This is a genomic window from Pseudoalteromonas luteoviolacea, assembly GCF_000814765.1.
In the GTDB taxonomy this organism is placed as follows: Bacteria; Pseudomonadota; Gammaproteobacteria; order Enterobacterales; family Alteromonadaceae; genus Pseudoalteromonas; species Pseudoalteromonas luteoviolacea_H.
In genome coordinates this window covers 590877-613147 of record NZ_JWIC01000010.1, presented here as the reverse complement: position 1 = coordinate 613147, position 22271 = coordinate 590877, and the positions used below count along the sequence as shown (strand labels likewise).

The 22271-nt window shown below is 43.2% G+C and carries 18 protein-coding genes; 13 read left to right on the top strand and 5 right to left on the bottom strand.

Annotated elements, in window-relative coordinates; translation table 11 throughout:
• Positions 1-75 precede the first annotated feature (75 nt).
• From JF50_RS24295 to JF50_RS24285, 3 genes are all read left to right on the top strand, one after another.
• Positions 76-2493 carry an ATP-binding protein gene (locus JF50_RS24295; RefSeq protein WP_160290508.1) on the top strand — a complete coding sequence of 806 codons (2418 nt, stop codon included), beginning with the start codon at positions 76-78 and terminating at the stop codon, positions 2491-2493.
• A 108-nt stretch (positions 2494-2601) separates the two neighbouring features.
• Entirely contained in the window at positions 2602-3789 is a 1188-nt protein-coding gene (locus JF50_RS24290) for an RNA polymerase sigma factor (RefSeq protein WP_052262736.1), read from the top strand.
• A 241-nt stretch (positions 3790-4030) separates the two neighbouring features.
• Positions 4031-4645, top strand: coding sequence for a flavin reductase family protein (locus JF50_RS24285; RefSeq protein ID WP_039611849.1), 615 nt, complete (start codon positions 4031-4033; stop codon positions 4643-4645).
• 44 nt (positions 4646-4689) lie between these two features.
• Here the strand turns inward: JF50_RS24285 and JF50_RS24280 are convergent, their stop codons facing one another.
• Positions 4690-7188 carry a S8 family serine peptidase gene (locus JF50_RS24280; protein ID WP_039611848.1) on the bottom strand — a complete coding sequence of 833 codons (2499 nt, stop codon included), beginning with the start codon at positions 7186-7188 and terminating at the stop codon, positions 4690-4692.
• Between the two features lie 719 nt (positions 7189-7907).
• On the opposite strand from JF50_RS24280, the gene JF50_RS24275 reads away from it, so the two are divergent.
• The 4 genes from JF50_RS24275 to JF50_RS24260 are packed head-to-tail and all read left to right on the top strand — an operon-like array spanning position 7908 to position 11077.
• Positions 7908-9440, top strand: a complete 1533-nt coding sequence (locus JF50_RS24275) for a curlin (protein WP_039611847.1) — start codon at positions 7908-7910, stop codon at positions 9438-9440.
• A gap of 49 nt (positions 9441-9489) precedes the next feature.
• Positions 9490-9867 carry a CsgE family curli-type amyloid fiber assembly protein gene (locus JF50_RS24270; RefSeq protein ID WP_052262815.1) on the top strand — a complete coding sequence of 126 codons (378 nt, stop codon included), beginning with the start codon at positions 9490-9492 and terminating at the stop codon, positions 9865-9867.
• The gene (locus tag JF50_RS24265; protein WP_039611845.1) at positions 9861-10283 is read left to right on the top strand and encodes a curli assembly protein CsgF; all 423 of its coding nucleotides are present in this window, start codon (positions 9861-9863) and stop codon (positions 10281-10283) included. Before JF50_RS24270 ends, JF50_RS24265 begins: the two co-directional genes overlap by 7 nt.
• On the top strand, positions 10283-11077 hold the full coding sequence (locus JF50_RS24260) for a CsgG/HfaB family protein (protein WP_039611844.1): 795 nt from the start codon (positions 10283-10285) through the stop codon (positions 11075-11077). The genes JF50_RS24265 and JF50_RS24260 overlap by 1 nt, the downstream gene beginning before the upstream one ends.
• A 2-nt stretch (positions 11078-11079) precedes the next feature.
• Here the strand turns inward: JF50_RS24260 and JF50_RS24255 are convergent, their stop codons facing one another.
• From JF50_RS24255 to yegQ, 4 genes are all read right to left on the bottom strand, one after another.
• Entirely contained in the window at positions 11080-11796 is a 717-nt protein-coding gene (locus JF50_RS24255) for a helix-turn-helix transcriptional regulator (RefSeq protein WP_039611843.1), read from the bottom strand.
• Positions 11797-12022: 226 nt separating this feature from the next.
• Complete coding sequence (locus JF50_RS24250) at positions 12023-13174, bottom strand: M23 family metallopeptidase (protein WP_080760346.1); 1152 nt, start codon at positions 13172-13174, stop codon at positions 12023-12025.
• Between the two features lie 202 nt (positions 13175-13376).
• Positions 13377-13634 carry a YfhL family 4Fe-4S dicluster ferredoxin gene (locus JF50_RS24245; protein ID WP_039611842.1) on the bottom strand — a complete coding sequence of 86 codons (258 nt, stop codon included), beginning with the start codon at positions 13632-13634 and terminating at the stop codon, positions 13377-13379.
• Between the two features lie 2 nt (positions 13635-13636).
• Positions 13637-14995, bottom strand: coding sequence for a tRNA 5-hydroxyuridine modification protein YegQ (gene yegQ / locus JF50_RS24240; protein WP_039611841.1), 1359 nt, complete (start codon positions 14993-14995; stop codon positions 13637-13639).
• A gap of 216 nt (positions 14996-15211) precedes the next feature.
• On the opposite strand from yegQ, the gene ndk reads away from it, so the two are divergent.
• From ndk to hisS, 6 genes are all read left to right on the top strand, one after another.
• Positions 15212-15643, top strand: coding sequence for a nucleoside-diphosphate kinase (gene ndk, locus JF50_RS24235; RefSeq protein WP_023399882.1), 432 nt, complete (start codon positions 15212-15214; stop codon positions 15641-15643).
• A 190-nt stretch (positions 15644-15833) separates the two neighbouring features.
• Positions 15834-16964 carry a bifunctional tRNA (adenosine(37)-C2)-methyltransferase TrmG/ribosomal RNA large subunit methyltransferase RlmN gene (locus JF50_RS24230; RefSeq protein ID WP_039611840.1) on the top strand — a complete coding sequence of 377 codons (1131 nt, stop codon included), beginning with the start codon at positions 15834-15836 and terminating at the stop codon, positions 16962-16964.
• A gap of 67 nt (positions 16965-17031) precedes the next feature.
• Positions 17032-18723, top strand: a complete 1692-nt coding sequence (gene pilW, locus JF50_RS24225; RefSeq protein WP_235423510.1) for a type IV pilus biogenesis/stability protein PilW — start codon at positions 17032-17034, stop codon at positions 18721-18723.
• Positions 18720-19715 (top strand): RodZ domain-containing protein, encoded by a 996-nt coding sequence (locus JF50_RS24220; RefSeq protein WP_039611839.1) that lies wholly within the window; start codon positions 18720-18722, stop codon positions 19713-19715. The genes pilW and JF50_RS24220 overlap by 4 nt, the downstream gene beginning before the upstream one ends.
• A 5-nt stretch (positions 19716-19720) precedes the next feature.
• Positions 19721-20842: a flavodoxin-dependent (E)-4-hydroxy-3-methylbut-2-enyl-diphosphate synthase gene (gene ispG, locus JF50_RS24215; protein ID WP_039611838.1), complete on the top strand. Its 1122-nt coding sequence runs from the start codon at positions 19721-19723 to the stop codon at positions 20840-20842.
• A gap of 142 nt (positions 20843-20984) precedes the next feature.
• Positions 20985-22262: a histidine--tRNA ligase gene (gene hisS, locus JF50_RS24210; RefSeq protein ID WP_080760345.1), complete on the top strand. Its 1278-nt coding sequence runs from the start codon at positions 20985-20987 to the stop codon at positions 22260-22262.
• Positions 22263-22271 lie beyond the last annotated feature (9 nt).

Genomic DNA, 22271 nt, shown 5'->3' with positions numbered 1-22271 from the left:
AGTGGTTTGATGGGTTATGAGTCGTTGCCAGTTGAGTGGGGTCGCTATGTTTATCATTGGTATCAAAGAGTTCCCATGCGCGTAAAGTATCGCACGACTCCTTGGTTTGTCCCTGCCATTTCAGCAGTATTGGTTTTAGGCATTTTGCTCTACTTTAGCATGTTAGAGCAGTCCAAATTGATAGAAAATGAACTGTTTGAAATAAAAGAGCAGCGTGCGTGGCAGGCTGAGGTGATTGCTGAGCAAATAGAACAAAGGCTGCAGTATGCGTCAGACTCATCGGGTCGGCTGGGTAAAGCGCTGCAAGCTCGCCTTGAACAAGGTGAGTTTAAAACAAAAACACAGCTATCTGAACTTATTCAACCTCACCCTGATGGATCTTTACGAACACGACCTAGTGGTTTTGACGGTCGATATCAGGCGGGTATTTACTTGCCACCAGATTCAGAGTTTTCAAGGTCGCAAGCAGAGCACTTGTTGGCGGCTAAGCAAACGGTAGAAACATTTGGTCAAGGTGCTTTATCTAATCAGTTTTCGGATACTTGGTTCATGGAACCATCCGGAGGCATTGTGATTTATTGGCCTGAAGAGCCTGATTTTGTATTTAAAGCACAGGGGGGAATTAGTTATAAAAATACCCCATGGCTGGTTCCTGATACAGCACCAGGTACTTATTGGACGCCCTTAATTGAAGATCCGATCTCTCAGTTATTGATGCTGTCTGCGGTTACACCTGTGTACCTTAACGGTGAATGGCAAGGCAACGTGGGTCATGACATCACCTTGCAAAGCTTATTGGACAATACCAAGCTGTTAAAAGGGGCGCCTCAAAGTGCGTTTATTTTACTGAATGAAACAAGTGACATTGTTGCCACTGACATCACGAGTTTGCATAATGTTGATGAGCAAGTTCATTTAAAATCTATAGAGCAAGGTATTTGGTATGAGGCATATCAAAAACTTTGGTCACATGATGAATCATATATGGCCTATCAGTCGCGGCTTTTTACTATTTCAGTTATAGAGTCTCAGGGGTGGGTTTTAATGACGTCCATGCCATTGCAGCCGGCCATACAAAAAATTGAACAAGCGTTTACTGCACTGCAAACCATGGCTTTTATCAGCATTGCTGCCGAAGTGATTATCTTAACGTTATTGTTTGCCTACTTTCATCGCAAAAATAAAGCTTACGTCAAACATCTCAAAGACATCTCAGATAGCTTAGCGCAGGAAAAGGTGCGCTATGAAACCTTGGTTGATCGCATTCCCTCAATCGTATACCGCTGTAAGAACGATAAATACTGGACCATGATGTATTTAAATGGAGCCATTGAGGCGGCGACAGGGTATTTGGCTGAGGACTTCATTCAGAATAAAGCGCTGGCATTTGCTGACATTATCTATCCCGATGATCAGGGGATGGTATGGCAGGTTATCCAAGATGAGCTCGAGTCAACGGGACGGTTTAAAGTGATTTATCGAATCATCCATCGTGTTGATGGGATCCGTTGGATGATTGAACGAGGCGGCTACAGTGAAGACAAAGAGAGTATTGAAGGCGTGATCACCGACATTAGTGAGTTGAAAGAAGCGGAGCAAAAATTAAAGATATCCAATATGACGCTCGATGAAAAAGTGGCTTTGAAAACCGCGGAGTTGCAGGTAGCCAACCTAGAGCTCACAGAAAAAACTGACAAGTTACAAACTTCATTGCAGGCATTGCAACAGACACAGAATGAGCTGGTGGAAGCAGAAAAAATGGCTTCAATGACAAGCATGGTTGTCGGCATGGCACACGAAATTAATACACCACTTGGTAATATTGCAACCGCAGAGTCTGTGATCTGCTCAAAGTTAGAAGGCCTACAGCAGGCTATAAATACAGGTCAGCTTAAAAAATCTGAGCTGATAAATACGCTGGATGTGGTCGAGCAAAGTTTGCACTCAAACCACACCAGTTTGGAGAAATTACTTGGATTAAGCGAAAAGTTTCAGAGCTTAGGTTATCGACATGAAGTGGATACCGATCGTGCTGCATTTTCATTGTCTGAACTCTGCGGTCAAATTATGGAGAAATATACTCAGCAATTTGCATCAAACAACATTGAATACCGCTTGAGTGTAGATCCTGAAATTACTTTATATGGTCCTGCTGAAGCCATGGATGAAGTACTGAGCAAGTTAATCGATAACTCTATCAAATATGGCTTTGTTGCCCCTCGTGGTGGTTGCATTGAGATATCGGCCCAGTTTCATGAAAGTGAAGAACAGCGGATGCAACTGACTTACAGCGACAATGGTTGTGGTATTGAACCTGCGGTGGCGAGCCATATTTTTATCCCGTTTGCAGCTCAAGCGCTTGGCACAGGCAGTAGTGGACTTGGCTTGTCTCGAGTATATAACATCATCAAAAATGAGTTTGCTGGCAAAATTGAATTGAAAACAAACGCACGATCAGGCGCACATTTTGTTATCCATTGTCCTGTCAAATGAGCTGCTGACCTGCAATATTTGATTATTCAAAAATAAATACCCAGATTTTTGTCACAGTCTGCTTCTTGAAAGTGGCTTTATATATAACGACAGTTGGAAGGAAAAGTTATGATAAAGTCAAAGGCATGTGCGCCTGTTTTGATTCAAGGAGAAAATACGATGGATATTGAAAATCAGCTTATTCAATTGGTGGAGAATGCAAAAGCTGGCGACAAACAAGCATTTTCTGATTTGGTTGAGCAGCTTTCGGGTGTGGTCAGTAGTATCGCATTGGCAATCACCAAAGATGTTGCACACAGTGAGGATGTGAGTCAAAAGGTGTTCATTAAGGCATGGCATAAGCTAGAGGAGCTAAAAAGTAACGCCAGTATTTTACCTTGGATCAGGCAGTTAACGCGCTACACAGCCATCAACCACCTTCGTGATCAAGGAGCAGTATCACATAAACAGGTGAGCTCAGCTCAGGCCGAACAGGTTTTACAACAGTTGGTGGATGGGGCAAGTCAGTTAGATGATATGCTGATTAGGAAGCAGCAATCAGCACTGTTGTACCATTTCTTAGAGAAGTTACCTGATGAGAGTAAAGAGGCTGTTTTACTTTACTATCGCGAAGGCCAAAGTACAGCGCACGTGAGTGCCTTGTTGGGGGTAAGTGAAAGCGCGCTGAGAAAGCGTTTAGAGCGTGTCCGCTCCCAACTGAAGAGCCAAATGATGGCAAACTATGGCAAGCTGATTTTAGCGACTGCTCCCGTTGGGCTGTCATCGCTGGTCTTATCCCTTGCCGTGGCCTCCTCACCGGTGGCTGCGGCGACGCTCAGTGCTGCGACACAATCCCAAGCATCATGGTTAGGGAAGTTAATAAGTATGCTCGGTGGGGCTGCGGCTGGTGGGGCGATGGCCCTACTTGCAAATGATATCAGTGCCAAAAGAGCGCTTAAGCACTTTGATGACCCAGATGTGGTTAAAAGGTTACATCGTGCCCGAAGGGTAACCAATGCATGGATCATTGTCAGTGCGCTGCTGATGGTACTGGCTTATCAATATAGCGCAGGCTGGCTATTTCCTACCTTAAGTTATTTATTTTTATTAATAGGTGTGACTCGGTTTACAGTGATCATGGCGGTCGCAAATAAGCAGCGTATCATCGAGCAGGCGCAAGGTGACGACCTTGCGTATAAGCAACTCTCAAAGCAAAATAAATATGGATTTTTAGGTTGGAGTTTTGGCGTACTTGGGGGCACGGCCGGGTTACTCTGGGGGTTTGAATTGAGTGGTCGTTTTGCACAGTGGATATAATATTTTGAGTCGACCAGCTTGAACACTGCATATAAAAGCCGTTTTATCGATAATACGGCTTTTGGTTTTTTAGCAAACCCAATCACTGCTTGGCCTTAAACTTAATGTGAGTGCTTAATGATTCAGGGGGCAGCTTAAAATCGATGTTGTGTAATATGTTTATGCTTTTCAATGAGCTCAATTTATTTTCATGTACAATTCGTATTCACGCACATCTGCTACTTACATTAAGGCAATCATAATGATTTTAGATTTTAAGGAATTATCTCCAAATCATGTTTACCATACACTGACTCAAACAGTGGTGCCTAGACCAATCGCATGGGTATTATCGAAAACAACAAAGGGCACATTCAATTTGGCGCCTTTCTCTTATTTTACTGCGATCAGCTCAGATCCGGCCATACTCATGTATGCTGTTGGTCAAAAGCCCACAGGTGAATATAAGGATTCTGTGGTCAATGTGGAGGCGACACAAGAACTGGTGATCCACATTGCTGACAGCACATTAGCACACGAAGTAACACAATCTGCGGCGTCATTACCCAACGATGAGTCTGAACTGGATCTACTTGATTTGTCTTTAGTTGAATTTCCGGGGTCGGCGTTGCCAAGATTAGAAAAAGCCAAAGTGGCATTCGCTTGTAAGCTGCATAAAGTGGTCGAAATGGGGGAATTGCCCATGAAGTTAGTCTTTGTGGAAGTGAAGCATGCTTTCATCGATGATAAGATTGTACAGGTTGGCGAAAAAGGTCGCAGTAAAATCGATGCGTTGAAGTTAGATCCATTGGCGCGGTTAGGTGGTGCTGAGTTTGCAAGTTTGGGTGAAGTGTTTAAATCTGCACGGCCAAAATAGCCGTGCAGTATGAAGGGCGCTACGTCGCCCTTAATTTGGGGCTATTAAAAGTTAACGGTTACTTCCGGAGAACACAGGTCACCGGTTTGGCATAACTTATAGGTATAACTTGTCGCAGCTGCATCGCGAGAATAATCACGGTACTTGCCTGTGTTATTCACAGTATCGATTAATTCACCATTACGATAAATAGAGACTTGCTCAGCTGATGAACCACTCCAACGTAATTCCACACGAATTGAGCCTAAACGTGTTTTATTCGCTCTGATGATTTCAAGCTGTGGACTATCAGAACTCACAGACACCGTTTGTGTACTGCTATGTGTGTGACCTTGGCTATCAGTGACAGTTAAAGTCACATCATAATCACCAGAGGCGGCAAAAGTATGTAATGGGTTTTGTTGGTCACTGGTGCTACCGTCACCAAAATCCCATGATGTGCTCACAATATCATCATTTACATCTGAGCTCGTGTCTGTGAAGGTGACATTTAGTCCATCGCGAATGAACTCAAACCCTGCTACAGGAGGTTGTTCTGAGACTTCACCAATACCAGTTAGAGTAACAGACCAGTTATTTAACGTACCTGTATCAACCGCTGCATTATCCACGACTTTTAAAGTCCACTCACCGGTAGCGACTTCACCATTGAATGCATCAGAGGCGAAATTGCCGATGATATCGTCTGCACCACCACCGCTGAGGTTGTGAAGTGTTGCAACCGTGCCACTTGGCGATGTGAGTGTGACTAATAAGTCACCGATATAGGTGTGGTTGATATTCAATGCCGTGTTTGAACCAAAGATAGTGATGGGGTCGACAATATTGATTTTTGATATCGCCCCTTCTGGCGCATTGTCAGGAATATCAACGCTTGTTGTATTCTCATAGGTAAAGTCGCGTAGCCCTTGTGGTAGTACTGATAGCGATACTTGCTTTTGCTGGCTAAGCTGACCTGATGTAGCGTTTACTGTGAAGTTGTAAGCGCCCCACTGCGTTTCTGCTGTGGTTGGCACGCTCAGTACCGCAGTTTCACCAGGTGTCACTGTCGTTTTTGAAAGTGTGACGCCGTTTAGGTCACCTGTTGCCGTGAGTGCAATTTCACCCTGCCAGTTTGCGATAGAGTTAAATGTTAACGCGTAGGTCGCGGTTTCGCCTGCGGTAACTTGTTGTGAAACAGGCGTTGCAATGACTCGGAACCCAGGCTCCGGATCTGCGTCAATAAGCGCTTGATGTACGTCTAGGCGTTTGCCAGATACAGTTTTGCCTTCTAAATCTGCAATCGGTTTACCAGATTGCATCAAGAGGTTTTTAAGCTCTAAAGTTGTGAGACTTGGGTTCACTGCTAATGCTAAGGCTGCGGCACCTGCGACATGCGGTGTTGCCATAGACGTACCAGAAAACGAAGAATACCCGCCACCAGGTACCGTGGAGAGCACATCACTGCCCGGCGCACCTAAATCGACAGATTGAAGACCCCACTGAGAGAACGAAGACATGTTATCGGTGTGAGTTGTCGAAGCAACCGCAAGAACACTGTCATGATCATAGCTTGATGGGTAGCCCGGTGATACGTCATTGTCTCTAGCGCTGTTACCTGCTGCTGCGACAAACAATATACCAGCTTGTTCACTCGCTGTGATTGAGTCATATAAAGCCTGGCTAAAGCTGCCGCCGCCCCAGCTGTTATTTAAAACACTCACATTGTGGCCTGCATTTTTTAAACCCACCATGTAGTCGATACATTTGATTGCATCAGCCGTTGAGCCACTGCCTGAAGAGTTCAAGAATTTACAACCAACAATAGAGACTTCGTGGTTAACACCGACAACCCCAGTGGTATTGTTGCCCGTTGCACCAATCGTGCCCGATACGTGTGTACCGTGACCTTGGTCATCCATTGGGTCGCCGCTATCAGTAATGGCATTGATACCATAAACGTCATCAACGTATCCGTTTCCATCATTGTCGATGCCATCACCTGCGATTTCGCCAGGGTTTATCCACATATTTGCCGTGAGATCTGGGTGTGTATAGTCAACACCAGTATCGATAACGCCAACGATGACATCACGAGAACCGACACTGATATCCCACGCTTCAGGAGCATTGATGTCCGCATCGTTTGTACCACCTGTTTGACCTGTATTATTCAGACCCCAAAGTTGATCAAATAGGCTGTCATCAGGGATAGCCATCGCTTTGACCATGTAGTTTGGTTCAACATAAGCAACTGCTGGGTGGTCTTCAAGTAACTTAATGGCTTCTTTAGGCGATACTGCACTGAGATCAAATTTTGCTAAGCGGCCTTTTAAAACATTATTGTAGTTATCATCTTTCTCATCAGCATTGCTGTCTGAGATACGTGCTTTTACAAGCTGACGAGCTTGTGCACGTTGCGCAATGCTTGCGTTGTCTTTGAATACAACGAGTACACTGTTATCAACAGTCTTTGTCGTAGATTGAATTTGCACAGCCGCTTGAGAAGAAAAGGCGAGCAAAGGCGTTAGCGCCAGAGTTAAAGCTGTAAGTTTAGTTTTCATCATTCTTCCAATATTAGTTGTTCTAAGTCTTCAGAAGTTGGGCGTATACGCACAACTGCTAATTTATTAGAGCTTCTATTTTAGAACTGATGACGGCATCGTTTTGGCAACGAATATCAACTTAGTATAGACAGAGACGGGACATCAAATTGAAATGAGTTCATAACATGAATTTCATATCTTTTTGTGACCTTTTGATGTGTTTAATTGGTTTTCCTCATGCTTTTTTTGTATTTATCTATGAGGTGAGCTGACTTTTTATGCGCTTTTTTTACTCATACTTTTTTTGTATACGATGGAAAGTAAATAGAATTTACGGAGCAGTGGGGTGGTAAGGTTATGATAAATATAAATTTAATTATTCAATAAAATTTCTCATTTATCTTCATTAAATTGCAAATTAGAGTTAATACGTGACTCGCTTCAAAGTCTACGCAGTGTAGTAAAAGTAAGTACTGCACTAGATCAAAAAGTGACTAAACAATAATTAAAGAACTTCTAAATAAGAACAGGACGCATCATTAATTATTCTCAATTTATTTTTATTGTGAATAAAAACTCGGTTTTTATGTACCTTTTTTCTTGTGTGTTCTTTATTTAAATTTGAGTTTATTTGTCTTGGCAACGATGGGTTTACTCAGTGTTAATTTGAATAAAGTGACAGCTATATATAGGTACTAATTCAAAAATTAAAATGCTTAAACACTAAGGAGAAAAGTGTGAAGTTTTCTAAATCATTAATTAGCTGTGCGCTTGCTTTAGCTTTCACTCAATCAGTTGCTGCGCAAACGGTTGAGCAGACCAATAAAGTTCAATCTACTTCTAACCTAAGTCAAATAGAAAGAGGTTTAACGACAGGTAATTCGTTAACCGTAACTCAAAACTCTGCAGTGGGCGGCAATACGCTAGTCAGTTTTCAAGAAGGTACCAGCAACCAAGCCGACGTCACAACGACAGGCAGCTTTAACGAAACAACAACCAACCAAACCGGTACGAGCCACGCAATTGTAGTGACTACAACGGGTGATAACAATATTCAAAGCTATGTACAAGAGGGTGACTCACATGGTGCAGAGACCGTGCTTGCGGGTAATAGTAACCAAGTCGCTATTGCACAAAGTGGTGAAGGCTACTTCGGCATCAATAACGAAGTTGTAAATACTATCAATGGTGATGAAAATGACGTACGTGTTTCTCAAAGTACTGGCGGTCACTGGTTGTACAATAAAAATATGCAAGGTAACCAAAATACAGTGACAGCAACGCAATCTGGACAGTGGCATGAAGTACATCTAAACAATGTTTCTGGTGATCAGAATACATTCTCAATAGATCAAAACGGCATCTACAGTACGGTCACGCTGGAAACGGTTGCTGGCAATGACAACGATATTGAAGTATCTCAAATTGGTGATGACCACCGTATCGAAGTTTTACAGGTCACTGGCGACGATAATGACATCGATTTAGAGATGAGCGAAGGCAGTGAAAGTGCCATTAAAATTGCAGGCATCGTAGGCAGTGATAACGATCTGCGGGTTGACCAAGAAGGCAGCCGAAGTGAGTTTGAAAGCGGTCTTTTTCAAGGCGATGACAATGATGTGACCGTCACTCAAAAAGGCGATGACTCATCAGTCGCTGTTGACCTTGAAGGCGACAATAACGCAGTCACAATTGCACAGCAAGCGGTCAATCAAGACTCTGGATTCAACTCAGTGTATGTTGGTCTAGCCGGTGACAATAATGAAGTTACCTTGATGCAACTTGGTGAAGAAAATGATGCACATGTGGCATTTTTTAACGGCGATGATAACGACGTAGATTTGGTTCAAAATGGCATTCAAAATGAATTCTTACTACAAACATCTGAACCAGATCCGAGTATCGAGTCAAACAACAATGACATTTCAGTTGTTCAAAATGATATCGGTAACAGCGCGGCTGTCACAATGGGATATGTGGTTGCGAGTTCTGATAATCAAATTGATATCGCACAAGCTGGAGAGCTCAACGTGATTGATTTATTGCTAGAAGGCAGCAATAACTCGATTGACTTGGCGCAAGATGGCAATAATAACTTTGTAGCAGGTATTGAGTCTGGCGGCTTCATCGTTGCGGGCAATGATAATGTTGTCTCTATCAGCCAAACGGGTAATGGCAACTTGGTTGAAGGCGGTGTGTCTGGCAACGCTCAAACTTTGCATATTACACAGATTGGTGACAATAACGTTGCGACTATCACGCAGCAATAGCAGGAGGGGGCTTTGCCCCCTTATCACAATGAAGTATATATTTTGTTTGATGATATTACTGGTACTGCACAACCACGCTGTTGCAAAAACCCCTCCAGACCATGGCGAAGTTGAATTAGGCGGTCTTGTTATGGACCAAAGCATTAGCCGCTTTGGATACCAATTTTATTATGATTTCTCGCAACTTTGGCGAGAGGTACCCAATACTTCAGGTGTGAACATCACAATCAAAGAAACAGTATTACCTCGTGCTGGTACAAGGCTGGATGTGCGAATGAACCGCCGTTTGGTTTACAGTACCGCAATGGGGCGTCGAGGAGGTCCGATGGATGAGCGCGTCGAGGCGGCATTATTTGCAGTAATGGATGCCATGGCTAGCGATCGTTACCAGCAACGATCTCCAGATTTAGCTGAAAGTGGATGGTAGTCATGAAAACAATAATATTAACCTATTTATCTTTTTTCACGTTGAGCGTATCAGCAACTGAAATTGTATATAAGCCCATTAATCCCTCATTTGGTGGTAATCCATTAAACGCCAGTATGCTGCTCAATAAAGCCAATGCACAAAACAAGCATCGAGCGCCAATTATTGAAAAATCATATGGAGAGCGTTTTCAGGAGTCATTAGAGCGCACTTACCTAAACCGTATGGTCAGAGAAATATCCGATATGGCATTTGGTGATGATGTGGAGGACAGTATTTTTAATGAAGACTCGACATTTACCAGTGGTGACTACGAAATTCAGGTGATCACCAGCACACCAGACTCCATCACAGTACAGATTAAACATATTGATAATGGAGATACTACCATCATAGAAGTACCGAGGTTTGGTTAATGTATAAAATCGTCGTATTATGGTTTTTTGTATTATTAAGTGGGTGTAGTCGCATTGGTGCAGTGCTGCCTCCAGAACAAAGTTTGCCTGAGCCACTTGAACAAAGTCACGAATTCTCCTCTTTAAAAGCGCTGCCAGAGCCAATTGGCAAGATCCCCGTTGCCGTGTATTCATTTCGAGATCAAACTGGTCAATACAAGCCAAAAGACAATGTCAGCTCTTTTTCAACAGCGGTCACACAGGGAGCAAACTCTATATTAATTCAAGCTTTGCATGAGACTGATTGGTTTATTCCCGTAGAGCGAGAGGGATTACAAAACTTATTAACAGAGCGCAAAATTACGCGAGCTGCAATGAGCGATGAACAAAAGAAATCGTCGAAATTGCCGCCTTTGACCATGGCAAAAATTATCTTCGAAGGGGGGATCATCAGTTATGACTCTAATGTCAAAACAGGGGGCCTAGGCATGGAGTATTTTGGCATTGGCGCATCAGAGTTATACCGAGAAGATGTGATTTCAATTTATATGCGCGCGGTTGATGTTCGTACAGGGCAAGTATTACTGTCCGTGGCTACGACCAAAACAGTCCTGTCAATGGAAATGAGAGCGGGTTTTTTCCGTTATGTGAGTTATAAGCGTCTTGCTGAAGCTGAAGCTGGTTTTAGTGAAAATGAGCCAATGCATATTTGTGTCACGCAGGCGATTGAAAAAGCACTGACGATGTTAGTTACTCAGGGTATTGAGAGGGGCGTATGGGCAGCCAAAGAGCAAGTAGCAGCCCAGCAAAGCTAAATTTAATGTCGTTGCAGAGATACAGGCACGGAGTTAAGTGGAATATGTTTTTGTGCCCAATTTGCCAGCTCAATACGATTTCTTGAGTTGGTTTTTTTAAAGGCGCTATAAATATGTGTCTTAACTGTGTGGCTGCTGATGTTCAAAGAATCTGCAATGTCGTCATTTTTTGCACCACTGGCAAGAAGTTTAATGACTGATTTCTCTCTGGCTGTGAGTGATGCAAGTTCTGTATCTTGCACATCCAGAGATTGAGGACGTGAAATATTGGGGAGTTGTTGGATTAATTCATCAAACGCCTGTGATATTGAAGTACGACAGAACCATAACTCGCCATTAAGTACACGCTGGATCCCTTTAAAAATATTTTCAGCAGAAGTGTTTTGATATATGACGCCTTTTATTCGGGCTAACAGTGCTGTTTGTTCATTGACTAAATTAGGTTGCGCATTAAAAAGTAATACGTTTTGTTGAGCGGCTAATGCGCTGACTTCTGCACTGAGTAAGTCTTTGCATTCGCGGTGACTTATATCAACCAAATATAAGTTGAATTGATCACGCGTTGTGATGTCGGGCAAGCGTGTATCTATTTTGATTTGGCTGCAGGTTGCCTCGAGAATTTTAACAAATCTCACAAATTCAATATTTTGTGTGTCGGTTTGATTGTGAGTTAAAACAAATAGACTAACTTCCTTGTTGCTAGCTTGAATCGCTTTCATATTATGCGACGACCTCTTATTGTTCCCATTACCTTAAATATACATATTTTTCACAATAAGTTTAGTTTTAATTTTCAATTTATTTTAATAGTATCATTAGTTAGTTATAAAGTATTATTCAATTGTGACAGGTCAGGGCAAGGATCTGGGCATGGTTTTTTGGTGTTAAACGCATGACAAAGCCGCATATATATGCGGCCCGAAAAAGTTTAATTAATGCATGAGTTTAATGATATAGCCTTGACCATGCGCACGTTCTATACCCATTTTTCTCAAAATAAAAACGGTAGCAGTTATCGTCATAATTTGAATTGCCCACATCGATCCGATAGCCGCTAATATAGGCGTTATGTAATGATACAAACCTACCGTTATATAGAAGCGAAAAGTGTACATGCGGTCCGCTTGATTGACCGCCTTGGCATAAAGCCATATTGCGATTATTGGCGTAGCGCCCTAACCAATCTCCAGCAGAGATATAATCCCCAGTACTATATTGTAGGTTATCCATATGATAGTACTGAGTAGCGTAACCACTAGCGTGAGTAACGCGTATATTACATGCTGAGTAACGTGTCACTCTGCCACCATGGGAGGCTTGTACCCAAGGTGTATTTGAGCCCCAACCACCCGAACCATTATTAAAATCTAACGACGAATAGGGGTAGCCTGAACCTGTATGCGAGTGCGCGCCACCACTAAACCAAGCATATCCTGAAGGCCACGGTAAGTTCATTGAAAAGTTCACTTGTGGTGCGGCATTTGATGGTTTAAAGCTGACACCATGTGGAGCGAATAAGTTGATTGAGAATAAGAGCTGATATTGATTTGCCAACTCGGCAAGCTTGGTAGAGCTACCTAGCAGGCTTGATAAAGCCGCCGTTGCCGCATTGCTCTGTTTCGATTTTTCATTGGTTGTGTGATATTCAAAGGCGTAAAAGCGCTGGTTGAGTTTCAGTGCCACATCTTTTAGTTGCTCAGTAAACCCGACTTTATCTGTTAAACCTGCAAAAGGTGCAATGAGAGCCGCTTTGCTTGGGGTGCTTATGAGTTGACTCGACAGTTCCATGATAGAGAGTAGCAGCCGAGGGTTGATACTGGTGTGCCCAGCCCAGTGTAAAATCACTTCTTCAAATTCAACTAAGTGAGGGGCGGTGTTGTATAAAACTGTTTGCCAATCTTCGTTTACGAGTGCGTTATTTAAAATAAACTGAGACTCGTCCACTTGGATCAATGGGTTAAGCGCCAGGTGCTGCAAATGTTGTTGGTTGAAATGAAATGGTTCGATATCAAGGTGCTGGCCTTCAGCTTGCGCTGTTTTGGATAAAAATAATAGCGCGGGGAGCGCTGTAGTCATTATCGTTAAGTATGGTTTCATGTTGTATCCTCTTGATTGTTTTTTGTACTGCCTTTGCCTGTATATCTAGAAGTAATAAAAATGTAAAATAAGTGCTTTTGCACTAAAGGGCAGGGTTTGTACAAGAAAAAGTACAAAAAGAAGACATCATGAAAAATGTCGCAATAATCGTTTGATGATAGAAGCAAGCAGCTTAATAGGAAGATGCTTGCTTTCAGAGAGGTTATTGATCTAATTGCCCAGTTAAGCGCAAGTACTTGTCTGCCAAAGTATCTAGGCTTTCTAAGTGATTGGGGTCTGGCTTAATACAATCTATGGGGCACACGCTGACACAGGTAGGTTGGTCATAATGACCCACGCATTCAGTGCATTTTTCTGGGTCAATTTCATACACTCTACTGCCCATATAAATCGCTTGATTTGGGCATTCAGGGTCACACATATCACAGTTGATGCATTTACTGGTGATGAGCAATGCCATGTTTATGCCTTTTTAAATGGATTTCTGGTGTCTTCATTGTTACCTAAGTTGCGCATTAAAATCGCGTGGTCTAGGTTAATGTTCTCTGGCAAAGGGATTTGCACAATGTGTCCCGAGCCTTTGGCATCAGCAATGGCTTCACCTTTTTGGTTTTCCATATGTTCTAAGTTAAAGGCAATATTACCTTGTGGCGTCATGAGCTCTAAGCTGTGGCCAGTACAGAACTTATTTTTCACATCAATGTCGACTAAGCCATTATTATTTCTGCCTAAAACTTCACCAACAAATTGCTGTTTGTCAGAAATAGAATGGCCATATTCATAGTTTTGATAATCTTGATGTGCATGACGCTTCAAGAAGCCTTCGGTATAGCCACGGTGAGCAAGATTTTCTAATGTACGCATCAGGTTCGGATCAAATGGTTTACCTGCGACGGCATCATCAATGGCTTTGCGATATACTTGGGCGGTTCGAGCAACGTAATAGAATGATTTTGTTCTGCCTTCAATCTTTAAGCTATGTACACCCATTTTGGTGAGTTGTTCAACGTATTGCACAGCGCGTAGATCTTTAGAGTTCATGATATATGTGCCGTGTTCATCTTCAAATGCAGGCATATACTCCCCCGGGCGACCTTGCTCTTCTAGCATAAACACGTGATCGGTTGGTTGTCCCTCGCCTAGCGTTGGGATCACCGCTTTTGGGTCAACTTTATGTACGACATCACCTAATTCGGTTTCTTGTCCTTGTTTGACATCATAGCCCCAGCGGCAAGCATTTGTGCAGGTTCCTTGGTTTGGGTCGCGTTTATTTATATAGCCGGATAGTAAACAGCGGCCAGAATAAGCCATACATAACGCGCCATGCACAAAGACCTCTAATTCCGTTTGCGGGCACAAAGAGCGAATTTCTGCGATTTCTTCGAGAGAGAGTTCGCGAGACAAGATAACACGCTCGATCCCTTGATTTGCCCAGAATTGAACCGAAGCATAATTGACAGCATTGGCTTGAACAGAAAGGTGAATAGGCATCTCTGGCCACTTTTCACGCACAAGCATAATCAGGCCAGGATCTGACATGATTAACGCGTCAGGTTTCATGGCAATGACCGGTTCGATATCCCTTAAATAGGTTTTTACCTTGCTGTTGTGCGGCGCAATATTTGAAACCACATAGAGCTTTTTATTTTGCTGGTGGGCTTCGTTTATGCCGATTTCGAGATTCGTTAAATCAAATTCATTGTTGCGCACACGCAAACTGTATCTAGGCTGACCGGCATAAACCGCATCAGCGCCATACGCAAAAGCGTAACGCATATTCTTTAAACTGCCTGCCGGTGATAATAGCTCTGGTACAAACATTTCTAGACCTCATACATTGAACTGGGTACAAGCCAGCTGTTGGGGGAGTTAAAAAGCGGCGCAGTATAAGTGAGATCGTAAAGCGGGATTTTGATGTAGATCAGAGTTATCTCAGGGCAACTCACAGTGTATTTTAACAAGGGTGTGGGCTTTTACGTCTAAAGCGCGTATAATTCGCGCCCGTAAATATCAACAATTATTATTGGAGCTAAAAAGATGGCTTTAGAGCGTACTTTTTCAATCGTTAAGCCTGATGCGGTAGCTAAAAACCACATCGGTGCAATCTACAACCGTTTCGAGTCTGCTGGTCTTAAGATCGTTGCTTCTAAAATGGTTCACCTTTCTCAAGAGAAAGCGGAAGGTTTCTACGCAGAGCACAAAGAGCGTCCTTTCTTCGGTGCACTAGTTGAGTTCATGACTTCTGGTCCAGTAATGGTTCAGGTTCTTGAAGGTGAAGACGCAGTTCGTAAGAACCGTGAAATCATGGGTGCTACTAACCCTGCAGAAGCACTAGCTGGTACTTTACGTGCTGACTACGCTGATAGCATCGACGAAAACGCGGTACACGGTTCAGACGCGACTGAATCAGCTGCTCGCGAAATCGCTTACTTCTTCAGCGACGAAGAAATCTGCCCACGCACTCGTTAATTTCGAGTTGAGCAGATGAAAAAGGGCTCTCGGGCCCTTTTTTAATCCCTTTAATACGTATTGATCGTTTTGAAAAGCAATTGGGGTGTTTTTGAAAGCGATTACATCATTGCGATGTTTGATTGATTTTTGTACAATTGCGCGCTTTTATTTATGTTGTTCAATCCGTCACCTGAACTGAGGTTGTTTCATGGCCACGACTGAGAAAAAAATTAACCTATTAGATTTAAACCGCGAGGGGATGCGCGAGTTATTTGCTTCATTTGGCGAAAAGCCATTCCGCGCCGATCAGGTGATGAAGTGGATGTATCACTTTGGGGTCGATAACTTTGATGATATGAGCAATATCAATAAAAAGTTACGAGCTAAACTACAGAGCCAATGTGAAATCAAAGCACCTGAGATTTCTGTCAAGCAGGTCGCAAGTGATGGCACGATTAAGTATGCAATGATCCTAGAAGGTGGCCAAGAGGTTGAAACCGTTTGGATCCCAGAAAAAGACCGTGCCACTTTATGTGTCTCATCTCAGGTTGGCTGCGCGCTTGAATGTACTTTCTGCTCAACAGCGCAGCAAGGTTTTAACCGTAATTTAAAGGTATCTGAAATCATCGGTCAGGTATGGCGTGTCGCAACGGATATTGGCTTGCATGATGGTGACAGCACTAAGCGACCCATTACTAACGTTGTAATGATGGGCATGGGTGAGCCACTGCTAAACATCAATAATGTTGTGCCTGCGATGGAATTAATGATGGATGACTGGGCATTTGGTTTATCTAAGCGTCGAGTCACCCTAAGTACATCTGGGGTAGTACCAGCATTAGATATCTTGAAAGAGAAGATTGATGTTGCCTTGGCGATTTCCCTTCATGCGCCAAATAACCCTCTGCGTGATGAGTTGGTACCGATCAACAAGAAATATCCGATAGAAGAGTTTTTAGCGGCATGTCGCCGTTATATCGATGGTTCAAAAGCAAACAAAGATGTCACCATTGAGTACGTCATGCTACAAGGTGTGAATGACAGCACAGACCATGCACACGAGTTGGTACAAGTATTGAAGGGCACACCGTCGAAAATCAACTTGATCCCATTCAACCCGTTCCCGGGGAATGAATACGGTCGCTCGAGTAATAGCAGAATCGATCGCTTCTCTAAAGTGTTACAGGCTGCGGGTCTAACTTGTATTGTTCGACGTACACGCGGTGACGATATTGATGCTGCTTGCGGCCAATTAGTCGGTGATGTTGTTGATAGAACCAAACGTGTGGTCAGAAAGCAGCAAAACCAAGATAATTCGATAGCAGTAAAAGTAGGCTAAAAAATAGATGAAACACAGTGGCTTTCAGGTAAGATAGAGCCACTGTGTCTTAGCAAAAAGGTGGTCAATGCCTGCTTTAAAGGATGGTTTACTCTCTCAGTTAGCGTTTTGTACACCTCGGCGTTTGCTGAGCGGTATGTGTGGAGTCGCATTATTAGCGAGTTTAACTGGCTGTGTTACGGAAACGCGTTATGCAAATAACAACAAGCCAGTGGTGCAAAAAAAGACCAACAACCAAGATGCGGCTAAAACTCGTATTGCCCTTGCCTTACAATACCTCAATGCGGGTAATAACACTCAAGCGAAATACAACCTTGATAGGGCTTTGAATTTAGCGCCCAAACTGCCTGAAAGCCACTATGCGCTTGCTTACTATTTTGAACAAGTTGGCGAAAATGAAAAAGCGCAAAGCGCGTACATGAGCGCCTTAAAATATGGCCCGAATGATCCCAATACGCGTAACAACTATGGCGCTTTTTTATGTCGCATAGGCGATTATGATGCGGCGACGGAACAGTTTTTTAAGGCCATCGATATTCCCAGTTATTTGCGTGTGGCAGAGAGCTACGAAAATCTCGCCTTGTGCGCATTGCGTCAAGACAACTTTGACCTAGCGCTAGATTATTTGAAACGCGCTTTAGACTATAACTCGCAGCGCCAATCTGTGCTGATTTTGATGGCCAGCGTGTTTTATGCAAAAAGTGAATTACACCGTGCTGAAGATGTATTAAAAGTCTATGCCAATAAAGGGTTTGTATCAGCAAGAGGGATGCTGCTTGAGCATTTATTGTCGGCCAGAATGGGTCGTTTGCAATATGCCCAAGAGCTAGAGACGTTACTGTTACAAACTTATCCAAGTTCTGTTGAAGCGCGTTTGGTACTCAATAACACGCTACAGCTGAGTGAATTTGAGCAATTGAAAGAGCAATATCGCACTGCGCAGCTTAATAAAATCACCAAAATTGATGACAACAGAATGGTGGCGGATCCGCAAATTAAGATTAAGCGTAAAGTGCCTGAAGTAAAGCACAGTATCGCACGTAAAATACTCTCAGAGGCTGAAAACCAAGAGAAGACCACTTCTCGTTCTTTGCTGTCAAAGACAAAACGCAGTGCACCTAAGACGTCCGAGTTGAGTGAGAATAGTGGGCAGGATGATGTGAAACGCCACGCTGTTAATGAGGACGTAGCGTTCACCGATGGTTCACTCGCAGTACGTACAGTACCACTACGTGAAAATCGAAAAGAAGATAAGGTCGTCCTTACTGAGCAATCAGTAGAACCCAAAGTACGTTTTTCAACGACGCCTAAGAAAGTTGTTACTGAACAGGTGGTATTCCATCAAGTTGACCCGAGTGAGATAAGGTTTTCTGAAGCGCCACCAGTGAGTCGCCTTGAGTTAGATAACTCTGGGCGCATGCTGAATGAAGAAATATTGCTTCCGACGGTGCCGACACATCGTCTTGAAATGGGAGAAAACCTATTCAGTGTGTCAGTAAAATATAATATTAAGCTCGAAAAGTTGCTAAAATGGAATGCGCTAGAGAAATCGGATCGACTTTCAATTGGGCAAGTTGTTTTTTTAAATGATCCCAATACGACACATGCTATCGTAAAAGGTGAATCATTGTTTGATATTGCCATAAAGCACAAGTTATTAATTGATGATTTGATGCGCTGGAACAGATTAACACCTGATGTTGCCCTAACACCTGGGCGACGCATTTTAATAGTAGACCCCAATAACTATATTTTATGAACCTAGAAGAGAATGAAACGACGACCGAGCTATTATCGCTTGGTCAGACCTTAGCGAAAGCGAGAGCAGAGCAGAGTCTAAGCTTTGAGGATATCGCTACCCGTTTAAAATTAAATCATAGCCAAATAACGAAACTAGAGAATGATGAATATCAAACTTTAGGGCCTGAGACGTTCGTAAGGGGTTACATCAAAAGCTATAGTGCTCTGTTAGGGCTTGATAGTGAGCAAATCCTTGCTCTGTACCAGACTCCAGATGTGCCTGAGCAAAAGCGAAATATGAAAAGCTTTTCTCGGCGTACAGAGAAAGAAGCGAACGATAACCGATTGATGGTTGTCAGTTACTTAGTGCTTATCGTGTTCGTAGGTTTGTCACTATTTTGGTGGTGGCAAACGGCAAGCAAACCTGACACAAGTGAAGAGATAAGCGGGTTGAATGAAGCCATAGCAACGCAAAACTCGACAGCGGCACTGACTTCTGAGATCTCGGCTGAACACGTGTCAGAGCAAGCAAATACAGAGCAGGCGATAGAGACCATAGCCAGCCAGCCAGCTGAAGCGATGACATCGACTTCGCCTGCTGATAAGACCCCAACGTCAGCATCAGCAGCTAGCGATGTGCAACAGATTGCTGAGCCGAGCAGCAGCGCGGTTAATACGCTGACAAATGACGTCGTTAATGTACCAGAACAAAACTCGGAGGTCGCTGTACAACCTGAGCCTCAAAATGCATCCGTGGCACCGGCTTTAAGTAAAGTGGTGATGTATTTTGAACAAGATAGTTGGGTAGAGATCTTTGATGCAACCCAAGAGCGTGTTGCGTTTGGTGTTAAAAAAGCAGGTTATACCATGACCGTAACAGGGCAAGCGCCGTTTTCTGTTGTGCTAGGAAAACACCAAGTGGTGAATATTGAATTGGATGGTCAACCAATTGATATTTCAGGGTTACCACGAAACCGTTTAGCAAAATTTAAATTACCGTTAGCAGAGTAGTCGTCATGTTTTCAGAATCTCCCATAAAACGAAGAAAATCCACGCGTATTAACGTTGGTAATGTCCCTATTGGAGATGGCGCTCCAATTGCAGTGCAATCTATGACCAATACGGATACTTTGGATGTAGATGCAACGGTTGCGCAAATCCGTGCTATTCAAGATGCCGGTGCGGATATTGTGCGTGTATCTGTGCCGACGATGGATGCTGCAGAAGCCTTTAAAAGTATTAAAGAGCAAGTTGATATTCCACTTGTCGCGGATATTCATTTTGATTATCGTATTGCTTTAAAAGTGGCGCAATATGGCGTAGATTGCTTGCGAATCAACCCGGGAAACATCGGTAGTGAAGACCGAATAAGAGCCGTTGTTGACGCTGCACAGGAACGTAACATTCCAATTCGCATAGGGGTAAATGGCGGTTCACTTGAACGCGATTTACAAGAGAAATATGGCGAGCCGACACCTGAAGCATTACTAGAGTCAGCAATGCGTCATGTGGAAATTCTACAGCGATTGAACTTCGACCAATTCAAAGTCTCAGTCAAAGCATCAGATGTCTTTTTGGCTGTTGGTGCCTATCGCCTATTGGCCAAAGAAATTGATCAACCATTGCACTTGGGCATCACTGAAGCCGGTGGCTTTAGAGCAGGGTCTGTAAAGTCAGCAGTGGGATTAGGGATGTTACTTGCCGAGGGGATTGGTGATACATTGCGTGTATCACTGGCAGCAGATCCAGTACAAGAGATTAAAGTTGGCTTTGACATTTTAAAGTCATTGCGTATCCGCTCTCGCGGTATTAACTTCATCGCTTGCCCCAGCTGTTCAAGACAAGAATTTGATGTAGTTAACACCATGAACCAGCTGGAAGAAAGGTTAGAAGACATCATTTCACCGATTACCGTTTCTGTTATTGGTTGTGTTGTCAACGGACCTGGTGAAGCACTGGTAAGTGACCTTGGTTTAGCGGGGGCGAATCGTCGCTCAGGCTTATATATCAATGGTGAGCGCCAAAAAACGCGAATTGACAACGACAACATCGTTGAACAATTAGAAGAGCAAGTACGAGATTACGTTGCTAAAAAAGAAGCTCAACCGAGCATAGATGTCAAAATTATCGAAGAATAGGTCTCTTTGAGGCCGATTTAATTCGTTTACGTTTTAAGCGAGCTGGGTATAATAGACGTATTTTATCGTACCGTATTCAGGGTTTTGTTGTATCCTGCGCTTGTATTTTTAAGAAAAGAATAGATATAAATTAGGAATTTCAGTGGCAAAGCAAATAAAGGCAATTCGTGGCATGAAAGATTGCCTGCCGGGCACGACTCAGATCTGGCAAAAAGTTGAAGCGACATTAAGAGATACAATGGGCGCATTTGGTTATCAGGAAATTCGTTTTCCTACCGTTGAATCAACAGATTTGTTTAAGCGCTCTATCGGTGAAGTAACCGATATCGTTGAGAAAGAAATGTATACCTTTGAAGACCGCAACGGCGATTCACTCACTTTGCGTCCAGAGGGGACTGCTGTATGTGTGAGAGCGGGTGTGGAAGGTGGACTACTGTATAACCAAGAACAAAGACTGTGGTATATGGGCCCAATGTTCCGCCGTGAGCGCCCGCAAAAAGGTCGCTATCGTCAATTCCACCAATTTGGTGTGGAGACTTTTGGTATTGCAACTGCTGACATTGACGCTGAACTCATTATTATGACCGCACGACTTTGGAAATCATTTGGTATTTCAGATCATGTCAGGCTGGAACTTAACTCATTGGGTTCTAACGAAGCGCGTGCGGCATATAAAGACATTTTAGTTGCTTATCTAGAACAGCATAAAGACAGGTTAGATGAAGACTCACTGCGTCGTATGTATACTAACCCGCTTCGTGTTCTTGATAGTAAGAACCCAGAAGTGCAAGCTGTGGTTGCAGATGCGCCTAAGCTGTCAGAGCATTTGGATGAAGAATCTGTTCAACATTTTGCAAATTTATGTGAACGTTTAGACGCGGCTGGCGTCGAATACCAGGTTAATGATAACTTGGTACGCGGTTTAGATTACTACAATCGCACTGTTTTTGAGTGGGTTACTGACAGTCTTGGTGCTCAGGGCACGGTATGTGCAGGTGGTCGCTATGATGGTTTGGTTGAGCAACTTGGTGGTAAAGGTACGCCTGCTGTTGGTTTTGCAATGGGTATGGAGCGTTTAATTTTATTACTAGAAGAATTGAACAGTGTTGGTGAGATTCGTCGTAATGTAGATGTCTATGTTGCAGCGATGGGTGATGTTGCGAGTATCAAAGCGCCAGCAATTGCAGAAGAACTTCGCGACAGTGTGCCTGGATTGAGAGTTCAAGTACATGCCGGCGGTGGTAATTTTAAGAAACAATTAAAGCGTGCAGATAATAGTGGAGCGGTTGTAGCGCTTATCTTTGGTGAAGATGAGATAGCAAACAATGCAGTGACAATTAAGTATTTACGCGAACAAAAAGAACAATTGACTTTACCTATGGCTGAAGCGCATGCCGTTTTAGCACAATTGGTAGGGTAAGAGGTTAGA